A 24,632-nucleotide genomic window follows, 5' to 3' on the forward strand; every position below is an offset into this window, starting at 1 on the left:
GAATGAATTCAAGTGTGTTCCAGTCTGATTCCATGACGCCGTGGCGCCGAGAGGTGAACACGACGCTGGCGCTTGCCTGGCCGCTGATATTATCCAATCTGACAATGGCACTGATCGGCGCGACCGATGTTCTGATGCTCGGCTGGTTGGGAGCGCGCGAACTGGCTGGCGCCACGCTGGGTTTTAACCTGGCCATGAGCGCCGCGATTTTCTGCATGGGGCTGATCACGGCTTCGGCGCCGATGATGGCGACGGAAATCGGACGCATGGCGCACAGTGTGCGGGATGTCCGGCGCACTTTCCGGCAAGCGATGTGGGCGGCTATCACGGTCATCATCCCATTCTGGTTTGTGCTCTGGAATACAGAATCCCTGTTGCTGATCCTGGGTCAGCAAGCGGATCTCGCGAATATCGCAGGCACTTATATCTCCGCCTATATGTGGTCGATCCTGCCATTTCTGTTCTTCATCATATTGCGAAACTTTGTGTCTGCGCTGGAACAGCCGATCTGGGCGCTGATCATCAGTGTTATCAGCGTGGTGGCCAATGCCTTGTTCAATTACGTCCTGATCTTCGGCAAATTCGGCGTGCCTGCTCTGGGCGCTCTGGGTGCCGGGATTGGCAGTGTGATGACAAATATACTGATGTTTGCCGGTCTGGCTCTGGTAGTATTGTTGCACAAACGTTTCAGGCGATATCGGTTGTTCGGCGGCTTCTGGCGCAGCGACTGGCAACGCTATCGCGCACTCTGGAAGCTGGGTTTGCCAATCGGCGTTACGATGTGGCTCGAGGGATCGGTCTTCGGGATTGCCGCCTTGCTGATGGGTTTGATCAGCGCCGAAGCAGTGGCCGCCCATGCGATTGCCCTGCAGCTGGCGTCTTTGACATTCATGGTTCCCATGGGTCTGGCGCAGGCGGCAACAGTGCGGGTTGGCATTCAGTATGGCAGGCGTGATCATCAGGGAATCTCGCGTGCCGGCTGGGTGAGTTTTGTTCTCGGCACCGGGTTCATGGCGGCGATGGCGCTGGTGTTCGTTTTGTTCCCGGATTTCCTGATCGGGATGTTTATTGATGCGGATGAACCGGGCAATGGAAATGTCGCGGCGCTGGCGGTCAGTTTTCTGGCGGTGGCCGCAATCTTTCAAATCGTTGATGGCGCACAAGTCGTTGTGGCCGGCATGCTCAGAGGGCTGCACGACACAATCGTTCCGATGATCTTCGCCCTCATGGGCTATTGGTTCATCGGTGTCGGTGTCGGCGCAGGACTGGCATTTTGGCAGGAATGGGAAGGCATTGGTCTCTGGGTCGGACTTGCCAGCGGGCTGGGAATTGTGGCGGTGTTGATGCTGACGCGCTGGATGATGCGGGAACGGATTGGCTTGCTGCCTTCCTCATAGACAAAAATTATCAATGCGCATCTATGCTTTCGATTTGTTCTATTGCCAGCCCGTCCTTACATCGGTTGCAGGAGATAGATATGAACAATTACCTGGAAAAACTTCAGCAACAGCATCGCCGGCTCAACCGGATCATCGATAATTGCAAGGCAGCCGGGCGTCAGCACGAAATGCAGCAATTGAAAAGGGTACGGCTCAGGATCAAGGACAAAATTGCTGCCGTGACAGCTCAGTTACAACCCGCCCGCTCCTGAAGCGTCAGGCAGTTCTAGGCCATAACGGGTGCAGGAGAAAACGGGTCCAGGCTTTCCAGTTCGGCGAGCAGCAATCCGTTCTGTAACTGAGCTCCGTTGCGTAGCAGAAAAATATGCCGGACAATTTCCGCCTGCTGTTCAACGTTGTAACTGCCGAACGGTTTGTCGATCACCAGCTCATAATCATAGCGGCAGAATGGATGGCGCGCGAGCGGCAGGAACACGCCACTTTGATGTTGCCAGACATGAACCATCTCATGAATGAACAGGCCCTGCAGATGCAGTTCGGCTTGTGCAAAATCAGCTCGAAACAGGCCGCTTTTCGGATGGAACCAGAGATTGCCGTCCGGCGCCATTGTGATGCGCCTGGGCTGAAACGGCCACCACTTTCGATTGAATATACGAACCAGCCGATAGTCAATCGCCTGCCCGAAAACGGTTTCGCACAAGGCGATCTCTGTGCGTGTGAGAGGGCGTTCGGACATATCTGTCGCGCCGCCTCTATTCCGTTTCGGTTTCCGGTTCGGGATCCCCCATTTTTCGAACAAGGGCATCAAATTCTATGCGTTCGTCGTTCGAAAAGATGAAGATCATTTTCAGTTTTCCTTGCGCGATTGATCCTCCGCCAACTCCCCAGACCATAAGATGTTTGCCGCCTGGTTCAAACTTGACCGTTTCGCCGGCCGGGATTTTTACGGCCTTTACCGGTTCCATGACCGACAGGCCATTTTCCTCTTTGGTTTGGTGCATTTCCAGTCGGCGCACATCGTCTGATGTGACGCCAACCAGCGAAACATCCGTACGCCCGCCGTGAATTTCGAGATACCCGGAGGAGGGATTACCATCCACCGGGGACAGGTTAATGACCACTTTATTGACGTAAAGAACATCACCCTGACCGCACGAGGCCAATATTAACGATGCTGCCGCTGCAAAAAAAATCGAGAAATATTTCGTCATGATGCGCAGAAAACTCCTGAAATAGCGAGTTATATGACTGTTTGTGTCAATGTAGAACTTCTCTGATAGCCTGCCAAGTCTTGTGCCGGGAAAAATGCCACCTATATCGCAAGTCGAAGCCGTAACGGTGCCACTCTAAAAGGGCCGGGCGGCTATTTTGCTAGAAGTAGAAAATTGAACTGAGGGATTTATGGCTAAAGTTATTGGTATTGATCTGGGCACCACCAACAGTTGTGTTGCCGTTATGGACGGCGGCAAGCCGAAGGTTATTGAAAATGCGGAAGGCGCGCGCACGACGCCATCTGTCGTCGCTTTCACGAAGGATGGTGAACGTCTGATTGGTCAGCCGGCCAAACGTCAGGCCGTGACCAACCCGGAAAGCACCATATTTGCGGTCAAACGTCTGATCGGTCGCCGTTTTGATGACCCGATGACGAAGAAAGATATGGAGCTTGTTCCTTATGACATCGTCAAGGGCACCAATGGTGATGCCTGGGTGAAAGCAGGCGGCGAAGATTATTCTCCCGCACAGATTTCGGCTTTCACTCTTCAGAAAATGAAAGAAACGGCCGAAGCCTATCTCGGTGAAACGGTCACGCAGGCGGTTATTACCGTACCGGCATATTTTAATGATGCCCAGCGTCAGGCGACCAAGGATGCCGGAAAGATTTCGGGCCTGGAAGTTTTGCGGATTATCAACGAGCCAACAGCTGCGGCGCTGGCTTATGGTCTTGAAAAGAATGACGGCAAAACCATCGCTGTTTATGACCTTGGTGGCGGTACGTTCGACATTTCAATCCTCGAAATTGGCGACGGCGTTTTCGAAGTGAAATCCACCAATGGTGATACGTTCCTCGGCGGTGAAGACTTTGATGCCAAGGTCGTTGAATTTCTGGCTGATGATTTCAAGAAAACGGAAAGCATTGACCTGACCAAGGACAAGCTTGCCCTGCAGCGTCTGAAAGAAGCGGCCGAGAAAGCGAAAATCGAACTGTCTTCGGCACAGACGACTGAAGTCAACCTGCCATTCATCACAGCAGACCAGAACGGTCCGAAGCATCTGGTGAAATCCATCAGCCGCAGTGATCTGGAGAAACTGGTTGGTGATCTCGTCAAGCGGACGCTGGATCCATGTAAAAAGGCATTGAAAGACGCCGGTCTGACCGCAGCGGACATTGATGATGTCGTTATGGTTGGCGGTATGACCCGCATGCCAATGGTTCGTGAAACCGTACACAAGTTTTTCGATCGTGAGCCGCATGTTGGCGTGAACCCTGATGAAGTGGTCGCCATGGGTGCTGCTATTCAGGCAGGTGTTCTGCAAGGCGACGTGAAAGACGTCCTGCTGCTGGATGTGACACCGCTTTCTCTGGGTATCGAAACCCTGGGCGGCGTGTTTACGCGGATGATCGATCGCAACACCACGATCCCGACGAAAAAGTCGCAAGTCTATTCGACGGCGGATGACAACCAGGGCGCGGTGACAATCCGCGTGTTCCAGGGCGAACGCGAAATGGCCGCAGACAACAAGATGCTTGGCAATTTTGATCTGGTCGGAATTCCGCCGGCACCTCGCGGTGTTCCGCAAATTGACGTGACGTTTGATATTGATGCCAATGGTATCGTGAACGTTTCGGCCAAGGACAAAGGCACCGGTAAAGAACAGCAGATCAAGATTCAGGCCTCGGGCGGATTGACCGACAATGATATTGATCAGATGGTTCAGGATGCCGAGAAATTTGCCGAAGAAGACAAGCAGCGCCGTGAAGAAGCGGAAGCGAAGAACAACGCTGAAAGCCTTGTCCACACGACCGAGAAACAGCTTGCCGAGCATGGCGACAAGATTGATGCCGGCCTAAAAGGACAAATCGAAGCTGCGGTTGCTGAAACCAAGGAAGCGATTGAAGGCGGCGATCCCGAGGCGATGAAAACCAAGTCAGAAGCGCTGGCACAGGTTTCCATGCAAATGGGTCAGAAAATCTACGAAGCCGAGCAGGCAGCAGGCGGCGATGCGGCAGATGCAGCAGCAGCCGATGCTGCGGCGAAAGCCGACGATGATGTCGTCGATGCCGAATTCTCGGAAGTTGATGATTCGGATAATGCCGATGACGACGACAAAAAAGAAGATGCCAAGGCGGCTGAGTAATGCAGATACCGTCGCTCTTTTCTAAGGGCGACGGTTATCTTGCTTCAGGGGAAGCGTGAATATGGCGTCGGATATGGACTATTACGAACAGTTGCAGGTTTCGCGCGACTGCGACGGAGCAGTATTGAAATCCTCCTATCGCAAACTGGCGATGAAGTGGCATCCCGATAAAAATCCGGGTGATGCCGAGGCGGAAGCCAAATTCAAATCGATCAGCGAAGCCTATGATGTTCTGAAAGACCCTCAGAAACGCGCAGCATATGATCAATATGGCCATGCAGCTTTCACCAATGGCGGTGGCAATAATGCCGGCGGTGGGCAGGGCGGTTTTGCCGGCGCAGCCTTCAACGATATCGGCGATATTTTTGAAACCATTTTTGGTGGCGGTGGCGGCGGTGGCTTCGGCGGCCAACAACAACGTGGTCCGGCCAGAGGCGCTGATTTGCGCTATGACATGGAAATCACGCTGGAAGAAGCGTTCCACGGCAAACAGACCGAGATTGAAATCGATGTTTCGGTTGGCTGTGATGAATGCGAAGGTTCGGGTTCGGAACCCGGGACCGGAGTCAAGGCCTGTCAAACCTGTCACGGGCACGGCAAAGTGCGTGCACAGCAGGGCTTTTTCGTTGTTGAACGGACATGTGCCAGTTGTCAGGGCCGCGGCGAAGTTATCGAAAGTCCTTGTCATGTTTGTTACGGTGAAGGGCGCGTTGACAAGCCGCAGATGCTGGAAGTTGAAATACCGGCCGGAGTTGATACCGGAACACGCATCCGGTTAAGCGGAAAAGGCGAAGCCGGTGCCCGCGGTGCCGCAGCCGGAGATCTTTACATCTTCATCCATCTGGCTCCGCACAGGATATTCGAACGCGAGGGTACGACAATCTTTACGCGAGCACCGATAAGTTTCTCGGTTGCCGCTCTCGGGGGTGAAATTACCATTCCGGGCCTTGATGGTGTGAAGCACGAAATTCGCATACCGGCGGGCATTCAGAGCGGTAAACAAATCCGCCAGAGAGGGGCTGGCATGCCGGTTCTGCGCGGACGCGGCAATGGCGATATGGTCGTTCAGATCGAAGTGGAAACACCAACCAAATTGTCTTCACGACAGAAAGAATTGCTGCGCGAGTTTCAGGAAACCGAAACCGGAGACGAGAGTCCCAATAGCAGCGGGTTCTTTTCAAAACTGAAAGACGCCTGGGAAGATTTGACCGAATAGCGTCCGCTTACGCCATTTTGCCAATCGGAATGACCAGCGGTTCTCCGGAATCACTGGTTTCCATCTGTACCGAGATACCGTAAGCTTCGGCAATATTGTCCTCGGTCAGAACATCCTGGCACGGCCCTTCCGCCAGAATCTGACCGTTGTTCATGATCAAAATATCATCCGCAAATCGTGCTGCTTGAGTCAGATCATGCAAAACCACAATTACACCGTTGCCAGCAGCGGCATATTTTCCAAGCCGCTCCAGAACATCAAATTGATGGGCAGGATCCAAATTTGCAAGCGGTTCATCGGCCAGTAGCCATTTGGGTTCTCCGGCCAGAACACGGGCCAGTAATACCCGGCTCTGCTCTCCTCCCGACAGACGCAACGCCTTGCGATCAGCCAGGTCGGTGCAGCCTGTAGCCGCCAGGGCGTTGGTGACTGCCTCTTGATCCTGCGCCGAAAAACCCCACCGCCCGGCATGCGGGAATCGTCCCAGACTTACGATGGTTTTAACGTCGACATTCCAGTGAATATCAGGTTTTTGTGGCAACAGTCCGATATGCTGGGCGCGATGTCGATTGCTCCAATCTTGCACCGGTTTTTCGTCCAGCATGATGGTTCCTGTCTCCGGTGTTCTCAATCCCGCAAGACATGACAGCAGGCTGCTTTTGCCAGCGCCGTTCGCTCCCAAAATCACGGTCAAACGGCCCGCTTGAAAACGGCCTGTGACATCGTCCAATATGCGGCGTCCGCGCAGCGTAAGCGACACATGATCAAATGACAGCTGCATCAGGAAAGCTCCCTGTGCATTTTGTAAAGCAGCGCCATGAAAAATGGCGCGCCGAGAAGGGACATTGCTATGCCAAGCCTGAGCTCGCTGACGCTGGGCAAAATTCTTACAAGACTGTCTGCTGCCACTACCAGCAATGCTCCGGCCAATGCGGAAGGCAGCAACGTGGTGGAAGGACGATGACCGGCAAAAGGTCGAACCAGATGCGGCACGATCAAACCGACGAAGCCAATAATGCCTGCTGCGGCAACAGAGGCACCAACGGTCAATCCCACGCCCAAAATGGCGAACCATTGCAAGCGGGATATATTGACACCCATGGAACGGGCAGCTTCGCCGCCAAGTGTCAGTGCATCAAGCGATCGGCCTGTTGTCACCAGAAAGACCATGCCAATGGCGATGATGGGCAGAGCGAGTTTGACATCATCCCAGCTGCGATCCGTCAACGCACCCATGAGCCAGGTTACGATTTCGGCCGTTGCGAACGGGGTTGGTGCCAGGCTGATCATTAGCGAAGTCAGGGATCCGGTGAGGCTGGAGAGAATGACGCCGGCCAGCGTGAACAGGATCAGGCTTCCTGATCGTCCTGCAAGGAGTGCCAGAAGTCCCATTCCAATCCCCGCTCCGATCAACGCGAAAGCAGGCAATAGCCAGGTGATGGCGGCATAGCCGAAATAGAGAGAAGTCACGGCGCCCAATGCCGCGCTGCTGGAAACGCCGAATATTCCCGGATCGGCCAGCGGATTGCGCAAATAACCCTGCATGACGGCTCCCGCCATTCCGAGACCCGCTCCAATCGCCGCTCCCAATATGGTGCGCGGTAATCGCAGCTCCATGATGATCAATGCGCTGATATCATCGCCCAGCCACGCCGCAGGTGAAACCCAGACCTTGCCCGCCGCCATCGAGGCGGCCATGGCGACGATCAGGGCAAAGCCCAAAATTCCATTGAGACGCAAAGTGGTCATGGCTGTCGATCCAGTTTTCGGCGCGCAGCGGACAGGGTATTCACGGCATCAATCAGGGTCGGGCCTGCGCAGTGCAGCAACCGGGCCGGATAGTCGGCAATTGCGATATGTTTCGACAATTTGCTGATTATCGGATGAGACAACATCCGGTCCCGTTGACCCGGATTGCCGTTCGCGGCTTCTCCGGCATTGGAAAATAACACGCGTGGTGGTCGCGAGATCAGGTGCTCAAGCGGCAGCACATCCCATTGGCTTAGCCCATAGGATGCACTCATGTTTTGAAAGCCCGTGCGGCGCAGCAGTTCATCCGGAAGGGTTCCTGATCCGGGAACGAGTCCGCCGCTTCGCCAGATCAGGGCAGGGACCGGTTTTCCTCCGGACGGTCTGGCTTTGGCAAATGCCGCAGATATCCGTTTGTTGAGCCGCTGGCCGCGCTTGGATGTGCCGAGTATGTTGGCCAATTCGGAGATTTGCTGCTGACTTTCGGCGACGCTTTGCGGGATGGACAGTTTGATCAAGGCGATGTTGAGACGTTTCAGAGCCTGCTCTGTTGCCGGTTTGACGAAGGAGCTGGCAATCACAAGATCAGGGCGTTGTGCGAGAATTTCTTCCGCAGTCCCTGACGTGGCCCTGAAATTCAATGCCTGGTGCAAGGAAATGGAGGTGGCTCTCTTGTCATGCGAATAATGACTGATCGCTGCAATCTGACCCGCGCTGGCAAGATGCATTAACAGCGCGTCGGAGCAGGGGTTTATCGATACAATCCGTTTGGGAACAGCTGGCGGCTTGACCCCGGTGCTGATGGAGACAACCTCTGCCTGTGCCGATGTTGGCGCTGACAGAAACAGTCCTGCAGCCGCCAGACTGCTGGAAAGAAAACCGGAAAGAGTGGCGGCTGCATGGTTCATGTCAGTATTTCAGTCTGATACCCGCAAAGGCTGAGCGACCGGCTGTTCCATATTGGAATATTGTTTCATACTCCTCATCAAACAGATTTTCGATGCGGCCGTAAACCTCGATATTGTCAGTGATCGGCATCGCGGCACGCAAATCAACCAGCACATAGCCCGGTGTTGCAGATGTGGCGAAATCATTATCCAGATTTGAACTGACATGGGTGATAGAGGCGCCCGTCTGCAATCCAAAGGACCAGTCATAGTCCACCGATGTATTGACGCTATGGCGAGGACGTCGTGCCAGGGCGCGCCCCGTGTCGCGGTTCTCGGCATCGATCAGGCTGTAACTGGTGGTAACGGTCAATGCCTCTATCGGTCGGAGGGATATACCCAGCTCCAACCCTTGCGCGCGGGCACGGCCGACATTGTCATAGGTACCAAATGGCCGATTGGCGCAGATACCGGCTTGTACCGGACACCCGATAAAGTTGATCAGGTTCTCGCTGTTGCGCCGGAATAACGTGGCGCTGAGCTCCAGTTTGCCATCTACCAGAAGCTGGGTGACACCCGCATCCCAGCTGACTGCGTTTTCCGGCTGCAACAGCGCATTGCCGAAATCGCTGAACAGCTGGAACAGGGAAGGTACGATGAAGCCTTCTCCATAGCTCGCCCGGATCGTCGTATTGCCGTCATTGGGGCTATAGACAATATCTCCTGCAAAAGTTGTTTCGCCGCCAAAGCTGTTGTGATCGTCAAACCGAACACCGGCATTGGCGGTGAGGCCTTCCAGCGGTGTGATGCGTACTTGTCCGTAAAAGCTGGTCAGGGTCGCGTCCTGTTCCGGAGTGATGGTCCCAAAGCTGGTGGAACTGAAGCTTGATCTTTCCGCTTCGGCTCCAAATGTCGCTCCGAACATCTCGGAAATGTCAAATACGCCCTGATATTCGACCCTCTCGTTTTTGCCACGGGACTCGAAGGTCTGAAAAGCAAGATTGAACGTGTCGCGCTTGATATCTGTATAAGCAAAAGCAAAACGGTTGCCGAATCGTCCCTCCAGCAGCGCCACGTTCAGCCCTGCATAGCCCACAAATTCCCGAACCTCATCGGTCTCCGGTGTGTCGCCCAGCCCAAAGACCCCATTGGCAAATGTGAAGCCGTCAATGTCTGTTTTCCCATCCGAATAATAACCTCGCAGATCCAGAGAAATCTCGTCATTCAGCGTGATCTTGACCTTGCCGTTCGCGCCAAAATTGCGATAGCCATCCGGCTCTGCGCCGCCGCGTGTTTCATTGAATGCAGAGAAACCATCCGTCGTGAAATAACCTGCACCAAAGCTTGCTGCCACCGGGCCAACAGTGCCGGAGATATTACCGACAAGCTGGCCAGTATCGCGGGAGCCATATTCTCCGCGCGCGTTAATCTCCAGATTTTCGCTGGGTTCGCGGGTGATGATATTGACCACACCGCCAATCGCCTGGCTGCCCCAGATCACCGATTGCGATCCGCGCAAGACTTCGATGCGCGATATGTTGCCGGTGAGCAGATTGCCGAAGTTAAATCCGCCGCCGGGTGAAGCCGGATCATTGATTTTTACACCATCAATAAGCGCCGCGGTCTCACTGGAGTCTCCGCCACGAATATTCACCGAACTGACGGTACCAACACCGCCATTGCTGTTGACTGTGACGCCCGGGACCGTCCTGAGCAGGTCAGTGACAGTCGCAGACTGGAGTTGTTTAATCCGGTCTTCATCCAGGACGGAGATACTTTGTCCGGTTTGCGACAATGCCTGGACGGACCGGATTGCGGTAACGATGATCTTGTCTTCGTCCCCGGGTGCTTCTGCCGTTTCGGCAAGCACAGGCTGCGTGTGTAATAATGCTACAAGAGCAATTGCAGAAGTGGATGTTAGTTTTTGATAATGCACGATATTTCCTTTTTGACAATTATTCAAAAAGGCCACGCATATCGGCGCTTGTAATGGATCCTACATGCGCAGCCCGAACTTAATCGTCGCCACGCGAGGAAACCCTCGATCATATGGCACACCCCGTCCGCATGATAGAACGACAGCTACCGGCAGGTCTCCTGGCTTATGGGTCATCGCTTGGCCCGTCCCCTTCCCAGACATGACGTCCAGTGGGATTTGACGGGCTAGCTCACCATTCACAGTTGCGGGGGCAGCTTCGGATCCGGACAATTTGTCCCTCCCGAATTCCCTTTTGATCCCGTCTCCGGGAACCTGTAGCTGGCTGCCGTTTACTCTTCCGGTTTTTTCCCGGCAAGGAAAATATTTGGCGCCGCTGATGTTGCCTTGAAAGTTTGTCAAAGAAGCCGGGGTGACAAGGCACCGATGAAATTCTATCGCCATGATATGAGCAATCCGTCATTTCTTCACATTCATGGCACCATTATTTCGACGTACACGAGGATTGTGCAGACAGTTGCCGAAGAGGCGGGATTAAGCTGGAAAATTACCGCAACACCGGCAAATTCCGAAGAAAATCAACGCCGTCACCCGTTTCACAAGGTGCCCACCGTCGAAGTTGACGGGCTACAATTGTTTGAAAGCGTGGCGATTTGCCAATATATCGACAATGCGCATAATGGAGGCGTTCTTCAGCCCGCTGACCATCAATGTCGCGCCGAGATGGATCGCTGGATTTCGATTGCCAATAACTATCTTTTCCCGGTTGCCGAACATGGCCTGCTGATGCCGCATCTCGCCCATAATGTGCTCAAAACACCGCTGCGATCAGATATCATCGAAGCAGCATTGCCCGAGATTGCCCGCCATCTCGGCATAATTTGTGATCGCATTGAAGAAACGCCTTTTTTTGCAGGTCCGAAATTCTCGCTTGCAGATATTTTTGTGTATTGCATTTTGCGCCCGATCCAGTTGACGAGCGAAGGGGAGCACCTGATCACACCGCTTCTGCCGCTTCGCCACTGGCTGAACAAAATCGGTCAGCGAGACAGCATCATCGCAACCCGGTGGCCGATCGAACAGGATTGATGCAGAAAATTGGGCCGATAGCCTATCCTGCCGCACAATCGTCCGCTATCAACACATCGATAACAAGGAGATCCCCATGACCAAGGCCCTGAACAAGACTGCAGTACAAAAACTGGCGCTGGCCCTGCTGGCCGTTTCACCTCTTGCCCTGTCTGCCTGTGCACAAAGCAATGCTCAGGAAACGGATCGTTTTGCAAAGGTTGAAATCAAGACCGAACAGCTTGCCGATGGTGTCGCAGTGCTGTTTGGCGCGGGCGGAAATATCGGGGTGTCACATGGCCCGGATGGAACGGTGTTGATAGATGATCAGTTCGCACCGCTCACACCGAAAATTCAGGCTGCTATTACGGCGTTGGGAGCCGAACCGGTTTCCTACTTGATCAATACGCACTGGCATGGCGATCATAGCGGCGGGAACGAGAATTTTGGCAAGGCCGGTGCGCTGATCATGGCGCATGACCATGTCCGGGAACGCATGCTCGGCGTGCAGAAAACCGGACGGGGCAATGACCCGGCATCACCAAAGGAAGCTTTGCCGGTCATTACCTATCATGACGGCATCAAGCTGCATCTTAATGGCGATGAAGTGCATGTGAAACATGTCAGTCATGCCCATACCGACGGCGACAGCATGGTTTTCTGGAAAAAAGCCAATATTCTGCATATGGGCGATCTCTATTTCAACAAGGTCACGCTGCCGTTTATTGATCTCAACAGCGGTGGAAATGCCAGAGGCGTTCTGGCTGCAGCGGAAAAAGCGCTGACGATGGTCGACGACAATACGAAAATCATTCCGGGTCATGGTCCGATGGCGACCAAAGCGGACCTGACTGGATATCGTGACATGATGAAGGCGGTGATCGGGGCTGTTGAGGCGGCTCAGGCCGAAGGCAAGACGCTGGAGCAGGTCCAGGCGATGAAACCGGCCGCGCAATGGGATACCAATCCGAAAGCTTTCATCAAGGGTGATGCATTTGTCGAGGCGATATATAAAAGTCTCAAGATGCCAGCGCACAAAGAGGGGCATCACGACTAGGGCGGTCAAATCTAGCCGAGGCCAGTCTAGTCGGGGCCAGTCTAGTCGGGAATTGCGCGTTCGATTTCCTTGCGGAGTGAAGCAATCAGCGGACCGATTTTCGTCAGTCGCTTTTCTTCCTCATCGACAATTTTGCGGAATATCGTCTTCTTGAATCCGAGCGTTTGTTCGGCATCCGGCTGACGTGCTTCGGGAAGTGTGGAAAGCATGATGTCAATCATCCGTTCCGCACCATGCAATCGACCCCAAAGATAATCATTTTCGCGATAGGAGCGGCTAAAAAAGGCTCCGAAATTATTGAACTCAATGCCTTTTAATGTCGCCGCAACGCCGCCTTTGCGAATGGACCTGGCATCTTCGGGCGAGATGCGATCGACCTTGATCGGGTCGAACTCGTCGAGCCCTTCGCCCTGCAACAGCGGCAAAGTAGCGATGTCGTAGAAAGGAAATCCGAGAAACGCGAGTAGCATCGAGCGTTTTTCTTTCTTCGGCAGAACAGCGAGGGCTTCTGCAAGTTTTTGATCTACGGTGACATCAGCAGCTGTCAAATCCCGAGCGCGGGCCAGGCCATCCAGCATTGCTCCGGGTTTTTGCTCTGCCTGTTCAGCCAGGTCGAGAAAATCATCACCAAGATACTCGATGGTTTCGCGCTCTATGTACAAAGCAAGACAATCATAGATGACGTCGTGCATTTTTTCGATGGCCGGGAAGTCGGCGGGATCACATTCATCCAGGTCTTCGGCCAGCCTGCGGGCGAGAAATCGGAGGCGCCGGATGCGATAACCCAGATCCTGTTCGCGAAAAAATTCGATCGCCGGTTTTGATGGCCCTGCGCCCCCTTTTTTTCCGATATTCTCCAGGCCGCGCTGCCGGACCTCTGTCCAGATCGTATCGCGCAAAAGCTGGTGATTATGCGCATTGAGATCGGACTTGGCCCGTCGGACCGTCTGGGCAATGTCGTCGACGACCGTTGCCAGTTTGAGGTGGCCATAGGCGCTATATGAGAACCCTGCCATTTTACCGGCCTTGTCCCGGGACTTACGGCGCCAGGAAGCAAGTCGCGCTGCTGTTGGGCGGTCGAGGAAAAGCGTCCGTCCAAAAATGCCTTCGACATTTTGCTCCACTTCGCTTCTCAAACTATCGGTGATCAATCGCATCTGTATGATCCGGTTTGACCGTCGCGAGATATCATCGAGATTGTCGCGGATCGGTTGCTCGCGCGGAATGTTCGAAATCGCCCCGAATATCGTGGAGAAAAAGCCCGGAAGGCTATCATTCTCATCTTCCTGTGCGGCCTGAAGCCGCCGCATTGCCTTGTCACTTTTGGCGACGTCGAGATCGGGCCGTGGATCAATATACACGAACCTCCGGTCAATTTCCCGTTTGGCGGGTCGGTTTTTCAGAGCCTCTATGGCTTGTGCAAATGGCGCGTTGGCGAGCACTGACCCATCGATCAGAATCGTGTCCTCTGCCGTTCCGGCCCGGCTTTGACTGGGCAGAACGCGTTTCAGAAAGGCTTTGCGTCCGGTCCAGACATAGTTTTTCTCTTCCAATACGCTGTCCAGCTCGGCAACCGTGAAAGGAGGGAAAGCTCCCGGGAAGCTGGCCGTAGCGCGTCCCGCGAAGACCAGTTCTGCGGGATCCGCAACGTTGTTCCCGGTCTTGCCGCGTGTCGAGAAGCCGATTGTAATCCGGTGTTCCATCTCCAAAGCCTCGGGCGGACTGTTGAGTTGAAGCTTCTCCGGATGACCGACAAAATCCGTAACCGTGACATACAGATCCAGAGGTTGTCCCTGCGGAAGCAATTTGGGCCCTGCTTCGGTGTTGGTCATGGCCTTTAGCGCATCATGGATAAGCGTCGAGAAAACCTTCCCGCCAAAAGGAGGCGCAAACCAGCGTGCGCGGACAAAGCGAGACAGTTTCATCTTCACTTCTTCGCGCGCTTCCTTGGATACGGTTTGTTCGACCGCTCCGCCTTTGCGACCGAGCGCCATCCAGGCGATGGGTTCAGCCCAGAATTTCGAGAAACGTGACAAAGGTCGGGCATCTGGATCGAGCAACTGGTCGACGTCGGCCTTCTCCAGCCACATTTCGGTGAGGGGCTCGAGAGATTGACCGGAAATCACAGCCTCGGACAAAAATATCCCGTTGATGCCGCCAGCGCTCGCGCCAGCAATAATATCCGGCAGAATCCTGAGTTTTACAGAGGTTTCCTGTTCCATCCACTGGAGAATGTCATAATAGATCCCACGACTGCACTGTTCGATTTTTGTGCCGTCATGAAAATCCCGGCTGGCCTGGGCCAGTTTCCAGATTTCTTTGGTAATCCCGTGCATGTAAATGGCCAGACTTACGCCGCCATAGCAGATCAAAGCCAGTCTGAGTTCTTTTTGCCGCATCGGGTTTTACCTACATTATGCGGGGGAGGGTGCAAGCGTTCAGTTTGTAACAAAACGTCATTGCCGCGCAGCGTTAGCAACGACAAATAGCTCAAACTGCCCAGCGATAGTGACCGGTAATTGGCCAGGTGAAAATCCGGTCTTCCTCCTGCGTGCCGCGCCCGATATTGTGGATGAGCAAAGGGCGCTGGCCCGATTTGCGATCCGAAACAATGCCGCAATGGGCCAGTTTGCCGCCGATGATGCTGGTAACAAGATCACCGGGAAGGTATTTTTCGGGCTCCTTCGAAAACGGCTCCTTTGCTCCGCGACGTTGGAAGAATGTCCGCATGTTGGGCACGCGGCGATGATCGATATTGGGGTCTGTTGAACGCAAACCCCAGATTTTGGGATAGGTGGAAAAGGCTTTTTTCATGTCCAGATGAATGAGCTCTTGCAGGTCGAGATTCAGGCCATCGCGATAAGCACGGATGATCACGTCTGTACACGCCCCGGATTTGCGCGGAAAGTCGCCGTTTGGATAACTTAACCCGTGATAGGCCTGGCTATATTCGGTTGTGACACCAACCTGACTTCGCGCAGCTTGGACAAGGCGTGTAGCTCGGCTGGTGCGCTGGGCGAGCAAAGGAGCGGGGGCAAGCAGGGCGATGCCTGCTGCGGTCATCAGGTCGCGGCGTGTCGGGTGCATGCAGTGAACCTGGCCGAGGACAGCTGAATTGTGCGTGAATGATTGGCGAGGGGCAGTTCGAAACGAACCGGGATTGAATCCAGCTCGTCAATGGCCGCTGTATCCCGAAAGCGGACCATAAAGATCTGCTACTTTTGCTTTGGATCCGGCGAGTTTCATGCTGGCGAAAACTGAAATCATGCCTATTGGCAAACCGCTGGTCATTGCAGTCGACCGGCAAACTGATGCATGATAAAGATTGACGTTTTTAATGATCGTATTTTGGAGACATCGAAAGTGAACCTGCTGGAACAATCGGAACACGAATGGGATCACTATACTGGCCAGTCCCTCGGACGATCGGTAGATTATTGGGGTGCAATATTGAGCATCCATGACGATGCCCATGTGGATGTGCTTTATCGATGGGCACCCAGGACATATTGTCACTTTCATCGTCATATTGCACCGACTTCTTCGATTGTGTTGGAAGGCGAATTGCACGTTTATGACTATGTTGATGCCAAGGAAGTTGGCCACAGGGTGCGAACGGTGGGAGATTATGCCCATAAAGATGCGGTTGAGGATCATATTGAACAAGGCGGTCCGGAGGGAGCGCTCGTTATGTTCAGTCTATTTGCTCCCGATGGGGTTTTGACGCAGCGACTGGATGACGATGGCTTTATCTTGCAGTCAATTACGGTGGAAATGCTGCAAAAGCGGCAAGCCGGGATTTTGTAGGAACATCCAGCCTTCTATTCGACGAAGGTCTTGAACCCCAGCAGATTGATATTGTTTCTGGTCGTCCAGCCGTTGAGCGGCTTGGCGCACCGATCTGGTAATATTTCTGATCCTTCCTCCCGTTGAAGCCTTGGGCCCAGCGGCTGGGGAACTGCTCGCCCCTTCTTGTCTCCGCTTTTGCGCCCTTGGCGGCCACTGGATCAACTGCATCAAAATTCCCTAGCGTTCCTCATTTGTTCTGTTAAACACGCTTTATGGCCAAAGCGAAGAAGAAATATGTTTGTCAGGAATGCGGTTCCATTGCTTTTCGCTGGCAAGGGCAATGCCCGGACTGCGGTGAGTGGAATACGCTGGTTGAAGAAGCGGGCGAAACGGTGTTTGCCGCGAAACATAATTTGCAGTCTGGAGGTCGGGAAGTCCGGCTGGTTGGGCTGGACAGCGAGATTGCTCTGCCGGACCGACGGCAGACAGGCATTGCCGAGTTCGACCGTGCCGTAGGAGGAGGGCTGGTCGCTGGATCGGCCACTCTGATGGGCGGTGATCCCGGAATCGGCAAATCGACCCTGTTATTGCAGGTGTCTGCGCGACTGGCTGATGCGGGTCTTTCCGTTGCCTATATTTCCGGAGAAGAGGCCGCCGATCAGGTGCGACTGCGGGCAAGGCGCCTCGGGCTGGGCAAGGCGCCGGTTCAACTGGCATCTGCGACATCGGTGCGTGATATTCTGACAACATTGGGCCGCGATGCACCGGACTTTGTTGTGATCGATTCCATTCAGACCATGCACAGCGACCTGATCGAGGGTGCACCCGGTACAGTAAGCCAGGTACGGGCTTCGGCTCAGGAATTGATCAAGTTTGCCAAGGAACATGGCACGATGATCATGCTGGTTGGTCATGTCACCAAAGACGGAAATATTGCAGGTCCGCGCGTGCTCGAGCATATGGTAGATACGGTGATGAGTTTTGAAGGTGAGCGCAGTCATCAATATCGCATTTTGCGTGCCATCAAAAACCGCTTCGGCGGGACCGATGAAATTGGCGTGTTTGCTATGGAAGAGAAAGGGCTCTCGGAAGTCCAGAACCCATCGGCGCTGTTCCTCACGGATCGCAGTGAAGAAGTGACCGGTGCCACGGTTTTTCCGGCACTGGAAGGGACGCGGCCGGTATTGGTCGAAATTCAGGCGTTGACGGTTCGACTGGCGAGCGGAGCCACGCCCCGCCGATCTGTGGTCGGATGGGATAGCTCCCGGCTCGCGATGATATTGGCCGTGCTGGAAGCGCGTTGCGGCCTCAGTTTCTCTGGGGCGGAGGTGTATCTAAATGTTGCAGGAGGGTATCGGCTGACAGATCCAGCCGCGGACCTGGCCGTAGCCGCTGCGTTGATTTCGGCTCATGCCGAACGGCCAATGCCCAGCGATGCCGTGATATTTGGAGAAATATCATTGTCCGGCGAAGTCCGGCCGGTTTCGAATACACCACTTCGGCTCAAGGAATCCGCGAAACTGGGATTTGACAGAGCGCTGATACCGGCATCGGGCGAAAAGGGCGGCGGCACATTGCGGCAGGTACAATTTGCCAAGCTTGCCAATCTCGTTGACCATATGCTTGGCCGTGACTAGCTAGGCAACATGACTGCCTTGGATATTTTTGTTTTGCTGCTGATGGGCAGCGGTGCCATTTTCGGATTTTTGCGGGGATTTCTGCAGGAAGTATTGTCGCTGGGCGTGTGGCTGCTGATCATTATCGGTGTCCGGGTATTGCACCCGCCGGTTGCGGAATTTCTTGAAGGTCCGATTGGCAACGCAGGGGGAGCATCGGTGCTTGCCTTTGGATCCATCATAATCGTGATCTATGCTCTTGGGCGCGCCATTGCCAAAGCGATTGGCAGGAAATCCCGAAAATCCCTTCTTGGTCCGATTGACCGGGTGCTTGGATTCGGGTTTGGCATGATCAAGGGGCTGATCATTGCAACCTTGTTCTATCTGCTGACCGTGCTGGTCTATGACAGTATCTATGGACCGGAAGAGAAACGTCCTGATTGGCTCGCAGATTCGCGCACATACCCGCTGCTCAACGCCAGCGGGTCGGCGATGATTGATCTTGTTGAGCAGCAGCGAATCCAGCGGAATGATACGAAATGAGTGCGCCGCTTTACACACGGGAAATCCTGCGATTGGCCGTTTCCATCCCGCATCAGCAAAGACTCGACAAGCCGGACGGAACCGCTGAAGTGCGTTCACAAACATGTGGCAGCAGGGTTTGCGTGGACGTCATGGTCACGTCCGATCACCGGATCGACAAGCTGGGAGTTGATGTAAATGCTTGCGCTTTGGGGCAGGCATCGACGGCGATATTGGCCGAAGAGGCGATCGGCAAATCGTTGGACGAGTTGTGTGACGCGCGTGATCAGTTCGCAAAATTCCTTGATGCATTGACCGATGAACCGGGGAGCTGGAAAAATCTCGATCTGTTGAAACCCGCGCAAGAACATAAAGGCCGACATGCTGCCATTCTACTTCCTTATGATGCCGCGGTACAGGCGATGAAAAACGCCAACGCAGCCGAAAGGGCGGCCTGACCGATGGATGAATCCGGCGCGCATATGGGCGATTTGCTGGTGGGCGGCTTCATCATGCTGGGCGCGGCTCTGGTCATGGTTCTGTTGTTTCGCAGATTCGGAATCGGAGCGGTTCTTGGTTATCTGATCGCCGGCATATTGATTGGGCCGCAGGGTCTCGGATTAATCAGCGAAGGGGAGACAATTCTCGAATTTTCCGAGATTGGTATCATCCTGTTGCTGTTTCTGGTTGGACTGGAACTGGCACCGGCCCGGCTGATGCGATTGCGCCGGGCGATATTCGGATTGGGACTTAGCCAGGTCGCGGTCTGCGGGATAGCGCTATTCCTGCTGATAATGGCCAACACAAATTTTTCCCTGGGCGCGTCGATCGCCCTTGGTTTGCCATTGGCCCTGTCTTCCACCGCGCAGGTTCTGCCGATGTTGCAATCCAGCGGACGGCTCAACACTCCAAGCGGGGAAAGTGCCTTCTCCATCCTATTGTTTCAGGACCTGTCGATCATTCCCTTGCTGACTATTGTCGCAGTTTTGTCGCGTGCCCCGCCAACCCAGGACAGCTTGCCGGGGTGGCTGACCGCAATATTGGGTGTGCTTGCAATAGTCGGGCTGATCCTCGCCGGGAGATATCTGCTCCAGCCCTTGTTGAAGCTGATCGGACGGATCGCAGAGCGAGAGCTGTTCATTGTCGCCGGACTGGTCGCGGTATTCGGCAGCGCTGCATTGATGGAAGTTATCGGGCTTTCTCCCGCATTGGGCGCTTTTGTTGCCGGAGTAATGCTCGCAAACTCACCATATCGTCATGAACTGGAAGCGGATATTGATCCGTTTCGATCGCTGCTGCTGGGACTTTTCTTTCTGGCGGTTGGGATGCTGCTCGATCTCAATGTGATCCGCGAGAATACGGCCTTTGTATTTGGTGCTGCAATAGCGCTGGTTGCAACAAAAACGCTGGTCATCTTTGCTCTGGGCAAGCTGTTTGGAATGCAGACCATGCCAGCGCTCAGCATGGGCTTGTTGCTCAGCCAGGGCGGCGAATTCGGGTTTGTTCTGTTTGCCGAAGCGGAGCAGGCAATGCTGATACAACCCGAAGCGAGCAGTCTTTTCGGCGCTGTCATCACAGTCTCGATGGCGACGACACCACTTTTGATGCTGCTGGTGCAGCGCTTTAATGCAGCCAGTGCGGCCAGCAATGTCGAACTAAATGATCCGTCTCAGGCAGATAGCGCCTCCGTTCTGGTCGTCGGGCATGGCCGCTTCGGGCAAACTGTTTCCCAAATGTTTGCCGGTGCGAACGTTGCGGTGACCATCATCGACATAAAACCGCAGCAAATTGATGTTAGCCAGCAATTTGGTCGCAAGGTCTTTTACGGCGATGGCACGCGGGTTGATCTTTTGCGCAGTGCCGGAGCCGAAAAATGTGCCGCAATCGTGTTCTGCATTGACGATAGACAATTTGATTCAGCCACAATCGATGTGATCTCCAGCGCATTTCCGGATGTGAAGATTTTTGTGCGCGCCTTTGATCGCGTGCATTTGCTGGATATCAAGAAGAGCAAGATTTCCGGAGCCAAGCGCGAAGTCTTTGAATCCGCCATTCATCTTGCGAAGCAGGCCATGGTTGCGATTGATCTCGATGAAGTGCTGATCGACGAGGTTGACCGCGAATATCGGCAACTGGATTGTGATCGGCTCGAAGCGCAGCGGGAGGCCAATGATATGTTCGCCGGGCGCCACCTTGGTTTCGGATTGTCTGGCGGGAAACGCGAAAGTGACTAGCGCTCGAGCCTAACTGCCGGCGTCCAGAAAACGGGCGACATCATCCAGATCCACGTCATGCGCGAGAAATGTTTGACCGATGCCATTGGCCAGCAGAAACGGCAGTGTCCCTGCGGACATTTTCTTGTCGTGGAGCATGTGCCCAATGAGCTGTTTTCCGGACGCGCGCACGGACGCGGTTTGCAGGTTGTGCGGAAGATCAGCACTCTGCAATATTGCTTCCACGCGTGCCGCGTCGCTGGCGTCGCAATGACCTCGTCTGACGGAATAGCCAAATGCCAGGGCCATGCCGGCTGCAACCGCCTCGCCATGGACCAGCTTGTTGGAATATCCGGTTTCTGCTTCCAGAGCGTGGCCAAATGTATGGCCGAGATTGAGCAGCGCGCGTTTCCCGCTCATTTCCTTTTCGTCCTCAGCGACAATCGCCGCTTTCGCTGTCACACTCTGCGCAATGGCGTGACTCAATGCATCAGAATTGCGGTCGAGAACGGCGTAGCTGTTTTGTTCACACCAGTCGAAAAAAGCCGGATTGTCGATCAATCCATATTTGATGACTTCGGCATAGCCTGCCTTTAGCTCGCGATCAGGCAGACTGTTAAGTACAAGTGGATCAATCAGCACAAATGATGGCTGATAAAAACTGCCCACCAGGTTCTTGCCTGCCTTGCTGTTAATTGCTGTTTTCCCGCCAACGCTGCTGTCGACCTGGGAGAGCAGGCTGGTGGGAAGCTGCACAAAGTTGCAGCCACGTTTGATCACTGATGCTGCAAATCCGGTCAAATCACCGATGACACCCCCGCCGAGCGCGACAAGCGTATCCGAACGCTCGACACCACCGGCCAGAAGCCAGTCCGTCAGGTCTTCGAGAACGTTCCAGCTTTTGGTCTGTTCACCAGCCGGCAGAACATGACTGACGACATTCAGCCCCTTTTCAGAGAGCGCCGCTTCGAGAGCTGGCAGCCAGTTTTTGCCGACATTATCGTCCGTGATGACAAAAAGACGTCCGTTGCTGGCATATGGTTCAAGATGCGTTCCTGCATTTGCAAGAGAGCCGGCCTCGACGCATATGTCATAGCTTCGTTCGGCCAGGTTAACCGGTATATTTGTCATAGTTCAAGCGATTTCATGATGTTGTTGACTGTCACTTCATGTGGGGAATCGTTCCCGGTTACATGGACGTGCGCTTCTGCGTAGATCGGATTGCGCTTCCTGGCCAGATCGCGAAGGATCGTTTCGGGATCACCGTCTTTCAAGAGAGGCCTCGTATCTCTTCGGGCTACTCTTTTAACAAGAATATTAATGTCAGCATCCAGCCAGATGGCCGTGGAGTGTGAAAGGATCAAATCACGCGTTTCCGCATTCATAAAAGCTCCGCCTCCGGTTGCGATCACCTGTTTTCGGTCATCCAGGAGCCTTGAGATGACGCGTCGTTCACCATCGCGGAAATAGGTTTCTCCAAAACGTTCAAAGATTTCGGAAATGGAGAGCCCGGCGGCTTTCTCGATTTCTTCATCTGCGTCGACAAATGGCAAGCCCAGTTTTCTTGCCAGTCTGCGTCCGACGGTAGTTTTACCTACACCCATCAAGCCGATCAAAACCAGCGGCCGGTCGATCTGCGATCCGATACCTTCACCGGTTTCTTCGGTGGATTGATCAAAAGGGTCTTCCATGTTTTTGTCCATTGAGGCAAAGGCTATACATAGGTTGCTTTGGAGTGCAAAACCCAATGCATCTGGAAACCGGATTTGATCGAAGAGAGACGGAAAAAATGCCACGCAGCCTTGTTTTGATTATTGTTCTTGTGGTGCTGGCCGGAGCAGCGATGTTTGGATTGTCTACACTTGACGTTGAGCAGGATCTCCAGCCAGTTGAAAAACCCGTTTTAAGTTCAGAGGCAAATTAGGCTATGCGCCGCTTATTCAAACCCTTCATGCTGACCACAGCCGGTATCGGAGCTTTGGCCTTGTCCTTGCCCGTCATGGGACAGGATGCGCCTGAATCCCTGCTTCCTCCGGGTTTTGGTGATCCTGCACCCGCTCCGGCTCCAGCTCCGACGCCTGTTGCTCCGCCGCCGGTTGCTTCACCTGCACCGGCGCCAGGACCAGCACCGGCACAGCCTGCTGCCAACCGGCCAATATCCGGCAATATTGGCGCGGAAAGCGGAAACAGCATTGGATTGCCTTCATCCTTGATTGATGCTGATGGGGAAACCAATCTCAGCGAGCTTGATGATTTGTTGCAGCCTCAATATTATCTCTCCCCGAGCCAGCGGCGAACCATGGATCAAATTGGCGTTTTGTCGCCAAAAACCGGTGGAGTGGCCCCAGACGCATTTGGCGAAGAAGGTGGCCAGTATCTCACTAACCTGATCAGCAACCTCAATGGACCGATATTGTCTCGCTGGAGTGCGATTCTGTTACGACGGACACTGCTCAGCAAGCTCAACAGTCCTGACAACGTGAATCCCGCTGACTGGGTTGCAGAGCGGGCCTGGCGTTTGCTGCTGATTGGCGAAGCCGATGCAGCGCGGTCGCTTGTGTTGAAAGTGGATGGCGGGAATTATACGCCGCGTTTGTATGAAGTCGCCATGCAGGCGCATCTGGCAACAGCCGATCCCGCAGGAATTTGCCCGCTGGTCCCCGGTGGCGACCGTGTGAGCGACGTGCCAACCTGGACCATGTTCGGTCCGATATGCGCTTCCTTTTCCGGCGAACAATCACGGGCAACCGTTTTGTTGCGGCAAGCTCGCAGGGCGCAAGCTGCGACAGGCATTGATTACCTGCTGGCAGAAAAAACCGTCGGGGCAGGATTTGAAGGTCGCAGAGCTGTCACCATTAAATGGGACGATATTGAGTATTTTAACAACTGGCGATTTGGATTGGGCGCTGCGACCGGCGTTGAGCCGCCGGACCGCCTGTACATGCAGGCTGGCAGACATGTCCAGGGATGGCGTTCGCGGGCACCGATGCTGTCGATCGATTCCAGAATGAAGGCGTCGAGCACCGCAGCCGCAATTGGTGTGCTTTCAAATAGCGCAATCGTTGATCTCTATTCTGCCGCTTATGACAGCCCGGATGTCAGTGATGACTGGAAAGCCCAGGCTTCGACATTGCGCCGGTCATACACCGGCGAGAATTCAGCTGAACGGGTCGACGCCATGCGCGCGTTGTGGAACAGATCCGATGGAGCTCTGGCATCCTATTCCTCGAGGATATTAACCGCCCGGGCTGCGGCGAAAATTCCGGCTTCAGATGCTCTTCAGGATGATAGTGCAGATCTGATTGCATCCATGCTGAGTGCGGGTCTCGATCGAAACGCTGCATTGTGGATGCCGCAGGTGAGCCCGGGCAGCGAGGGCTGGGCATTGCTGATGGTAGGCACACCTGCTGATAATCTTTCGGCCAGCTATGCCGATCTCGACGAGTTTGGCGACAATGATGAAAGCATCGACCAGTTAAAGAGCAAATTGCTTTTGGCTGCATTAGCCGGTCTGGGCCGCGTGGATCAGCAAGCGCTGGATGAATTTTCGGGTGACCTGGAACTGGATCTCGACAGGGTCAGCAAATGGTCACGCGCGATTGCATCTGCCGCGCGCCGTAAACAGGCAGGAACTGTGGCTCTTTTGACAGCCGTAGGGATGCAGGGGCGCGACTGGAACGCAATGTCTCCAGTGCACATGTTTCACATCACACGCTCGTTGCAGAGCGTTGGTATGGAACCTGAAGCACGGATGATAGCTGCCGAGGCCTTGTCTCGCATCTGACCCGCTGTTCGTTCGGGATCATTGCATTTGGCATGTTC

The 24,632-nt window shown here is 54.3% G+C and carries 23 protein-coding genes and 1 riboswitch; of the genes, 13 read left to right on the forward strand and 10 right to left on the reverse strand.

Features of this window, described 5'->3' with window-relative positions; genetic code table 11:
* Positions 1–2 precede the first annotated feature (2 nt).
* A complete protein-coding gene (locus tag ABJI30_RS10765) occupies positions 3–1,397 on the forward strand; it encodes an MATE family efflux transporter (protein ID WP_348025429.1) in 1,395 nt (464 codons plus the stop codon).
* Between the two features lie 80 nt (positions 1,398–1,477).
* Complete coding sequence (locus ABJI30_RS10770; RefSeq protein WP_348016700.1) at positions 1,478–1,651, forward strand: YdcH family protein; 174 nt, start codon at positions 1,478–1,480, stop codon at positions 1,649–1,651.
* 14 nt (positions 1,652–1,665) lie between these two features.
* Here ABJI30_RS10770 and ABJI30_RS10775 read toward each other — a convergent pair whose 3' ends face one another.
* Together ABJI30_RS10775 and ABJI30_RS10780 are read right to left on the reverse strand one after the other, a co-directional pair.
* On the reverse strand, positions 1,666–2,136 hold the full coding sequence (locus tag ABJI30_RS10775) for a vgr related protein (protein ID WP_348016701.1): 471 nt from the start codon (positions 2,134–2,136) through the stop codon (positions 1,666–1,668).
* Between the two features lie 16 nt (positions 2,137–2,152).
* Complete coding sequence (locus ABJI30_RS10780) at positions 2,153–2,611, reverse strand: copper chaperone PCu(A)C (protein ID WP_348016702.1); 459 nt, start codon at positions 2,609–2,611, stop codon at positions 2,153–2,155.
* A gap of 190 nt (positions 2,612–2,801) precedes the next feature.
* Here ABJI30_RS10780 and dnaK point away from each other — a divergent pair, with 190 nt between their 5' ends.
* Both dnaK and dnaJ read left to right on the forward strand, forming a co-directional pair.
* Entirely contained in the window at positions 2,802–4,757 is a 1,956-nt protein-coding gene (gene dnaK / locus ABJI30_RS10785; RefSeq protein ID WP_348016703.1) for a molecular chaperone DnaK, read from the forward strand.
* 61 nt (positions 4,758–4,818) lie between these two features.
* Entirely contained in the window at positions 4,819–5,973 is a 1,155-nt protein-coding gene (dnaJ, locus tag ABJI30_RS10790) for a molecular chaperone DnaJ (protein ID WP_348016704.1), read from the forward strand.
* A 7-nt stretch (positions 5,974–5,980) separates the two neighbouring features.
* Here dnaJ and ABJI30_RS10795 read toward each other — a convergent pair whose 3' ends face one another.
* Genes ABJI30_RS10795 through ABJI30_RS10810 form a run of 4 tightly spaced genes read right to left on the reverse strand, consistent with a single transcriptional unit; the run spans position 5,981 to position 10,545 of the window.
* The gene (locus ABJI30_RS10795) at positions 5,981–6,754 is read right to left on the reverse strand and encodes an ABC transporter ATP-binding protein (RefSeq protein WP_348016705.1); all 774 of its coding nucleotides are present in this window, start codon (positions 6,752–6,754) and stop codon (positions 5,981–5,983) included.
* Complete coding sequence (locus ABJI30_RS10800) at positions 6,754–7,722, reverse strand: iron ABC transporter permease (protein WP_348016706.1); 969 nt, start codon at positions 7,720–7,722, stop codon at positions 6,754–6,756. Before ABJI30_RS10800 ends, ABJI30_RS10795 begins: the two co-directional genes overlap by 1 nt.
* Entirely contained in the window at positions 7,719–8,630 is a 912-nt protein-coding gene (locus ABJI30_RS10805; RefSeq protein ID WP_348016707.1) for an ABC transporter substrate-binding protein, read from the reverse strand. Before ABJI30_RS10805 ends, ABJI30_RS10800 begins: the two co-directional genes overlap by 4 nt.
* 1 nt (position 8,631) lies before the next feature.
* Entirely contained in the window at positions 8,632–10,545 is a 1,914-nt protein-coding gene (locus ABJI30_RS10810) for a TonB-dependent receptor (RefSeq protein ID WP_348016708.1), read from the reverse strand.
* Positions 10,546–10,678: 133 nt separating this feature from the next.
* A riboswitch (cobalamin riboswitch) is annotated at positions 10,679–10,879 on the reverse strand.
* 92 nt (positions 10,880–10,971) lie between these two features.
* Here ABJI30_RS10810 and ABJI30_RS10815 point away from each other — a divergent pair.
* On the forward strand, positions 10,972–11,634 hold the full coding sequence (locus ABJI30_RS10815; protein WP_348016709.1) for a glutathione S-transferase family protein: 663 nt from the start codon (positions 10,972–10,974) through the stop codon (positions 11,632–11,634).
* A 76-nt stretch (positions 11,635–11,710) separates the two neighbouring features.
* Positions 11,711–12,670: an MBL fold metallo-hydrolase gene (locus ABJI30_RS10820; protein ID WP_348016710.1), complete on the forward strand. Its 960-nt coding sequence runs from the start codon at positions 11,711–11,713 to the stop codon at positions 12,668–12,670.
* A gap of 41 nt (positions 12,671–12,711) precedes the next feature.
* On the opposite strand, the gene ABJI30_RS10825 is transcribed toward ABJI30_RS10820, so the two are convergent.
* On the reverse strand, positions 12,712–15,069 hold the full coding sequence (locus ABJI30_RS10825; RefSeq protein ID WP_348016711.1) for a patatin-like protein: 2,358 nt from the start codon (positions 15,067–15,069) through the stop codon (positions 12,712–12,714).
* 91 nt (positions 15,070–15,160) lie between these two features.
* A complete protein-coding gene (locus ABJI30_RS10830; RefSeq protein WP_348016712.1) occupies positions 15,161–15,757 on the reverse strand; it encodes a DUF1287 domain-containing protein in 597 nt (198 codons plus the stop codon).
* Between the two features lie 228 nt (positions 15,758–15,985).
* Between ABJI30_RS10830 and ABJI30_RS10835 the strand changes: the two genes are divergently transcribed.
* The 5 genes from ABJI30_RS10835 to ABJI30_RS10855 all read left to right on the forward strand — a co-directional run bounded on the left by ABJI30_RS10835 (position 15,986) and on the right by ABJI30_RS10855 (position 20,831).
* A complete protein-coding gene (locus ABJI30_RS10835) occupies positions 15,986–16,477 on the forward strand; it encodes a hypothetical protein (protein WP_348016713.1) in 492 nt (163 codons plus the stop codon).
* 254 nt (positions 16,478–16,731) lie between these two features.
* Positions 16,732–18,096: a DNA repair protein RadA gene (gene radA, locus ABJI30_RS10840; RefSeq protein WP_348016714.1), complete on the forward strand. Its 1,365-nt coding sequence runs from the start codon at positions 16,732–16,734 to the stop codon at positions 18,094–18,096.
* Between the two features lie 9 nt (positions 18,097–18,105).
* Positions 18,106–18,618, forward strand: coding sequence for a CvpA family protein (locus ABJI30_RS10845; protein ID WP_348016715.1), 513 nt, complete (start codon positions 18,106–18,108; stop codon positions 18,616–18,618).
* On the forward strand, positions 18,615–19,055 hold the full coding sequence (locus ABJI30_RS10850; RefSeq protein ID WP_348016716.1) for an iron-sulfur cluster assembly scaffold protein: 441 nt from the start codon (positions 18,615–18,617) through the stop codon (positions 19,053–19,055). Before ABJI30_RS10845 ends, ABJI30_RS10850 begins: the two co-directional genes overlap by 4 nt.
* 3 nt (positions 19,056–19,058) lie before the next feature.
* Positions 19,059–20,831 carry a monovalent cation:proton antiporter-2 (CPA2) family protein gene (locus ABJI30_RS10855; protein WP_348016717.1) on the forward strand — a complete coding sequence of 591 codons (1,773 nt, stop codon included), beginning with the start codon at positions 19,059–19,061 and terminating at the stop codon, positions 20,829–20,831.
* 9 nt (positions 20,832–20,840) lie between these two features.
* Here ABJI30_RS10855 and aroB read toward each other — a convergent pair whose 3' ends face one another.
* Positions 20,841–21,941: a 3-dehydroquinate synthase gene (gene aroB / locus ABJI30_RS10860; RefSeq protein ID WP_348016718.1), complete on the reverse strand. Its 1,101-nt coding sequence runs from the start codon at positions 21,939–21,941 to the stop codon at positions 20,841–20,843.
* A complete protein-coding gene (locus ABJI30_RS10865) occupies positions 21,938–22,501 on the reverse strand; it encodes a shikimate kinase (protein WP_348025430.1) in 564 nt (187 codons plus the stop codon). Before ABJI30_RS10865 ends, aroB begins: the two co-directional genes overlap by 4 nt.
* 56 nt (positions 22,502–22,557) lie before the next feature.
* Between ABJI30_RS10865 and ABJI30_RS10870 the strand changes: the two genes are divergently transcribed.
* Both ABJI30_RS10870 and ABJI30_RS10875 read left to right on the forward strand, forming a co-directional pair.
* Positions 22,558–22,734 (forward strand): hypothetical protein, encoded by a 177-nt coding sequence (locus tag ABJI30_RS10870; protein ID WP_348016720.1) that lies wholly within the window; start codon positions 22,558–22,560, stop codon positions 22,732–22,734.
* A 3-nt stretch (positions 22,735–22,737) separates the two neighbouring features.
* Complete coding sequence (locus ABJI30_RS10875) at positions 22,738–24,594, forward strand: hypothetical protein (RefSeq protein WP_348016721.1); 1,857 nt, start codon at positions 22,738–22,740, stop codon at positions 24,592–24,594.
* The last annotated feature ends 38 nt before the right edge of the window (positions 24,595–24,632 follow it).

Source organism: Parasphingorhabdus sp. (assembly GCF_039968395.1).
Lineage (GTDB): Bacteria > Pseudomonadota > Alphaproteobacteria > Sphingomonadales > Sphingomonadaceae > Parasphingorhabdus.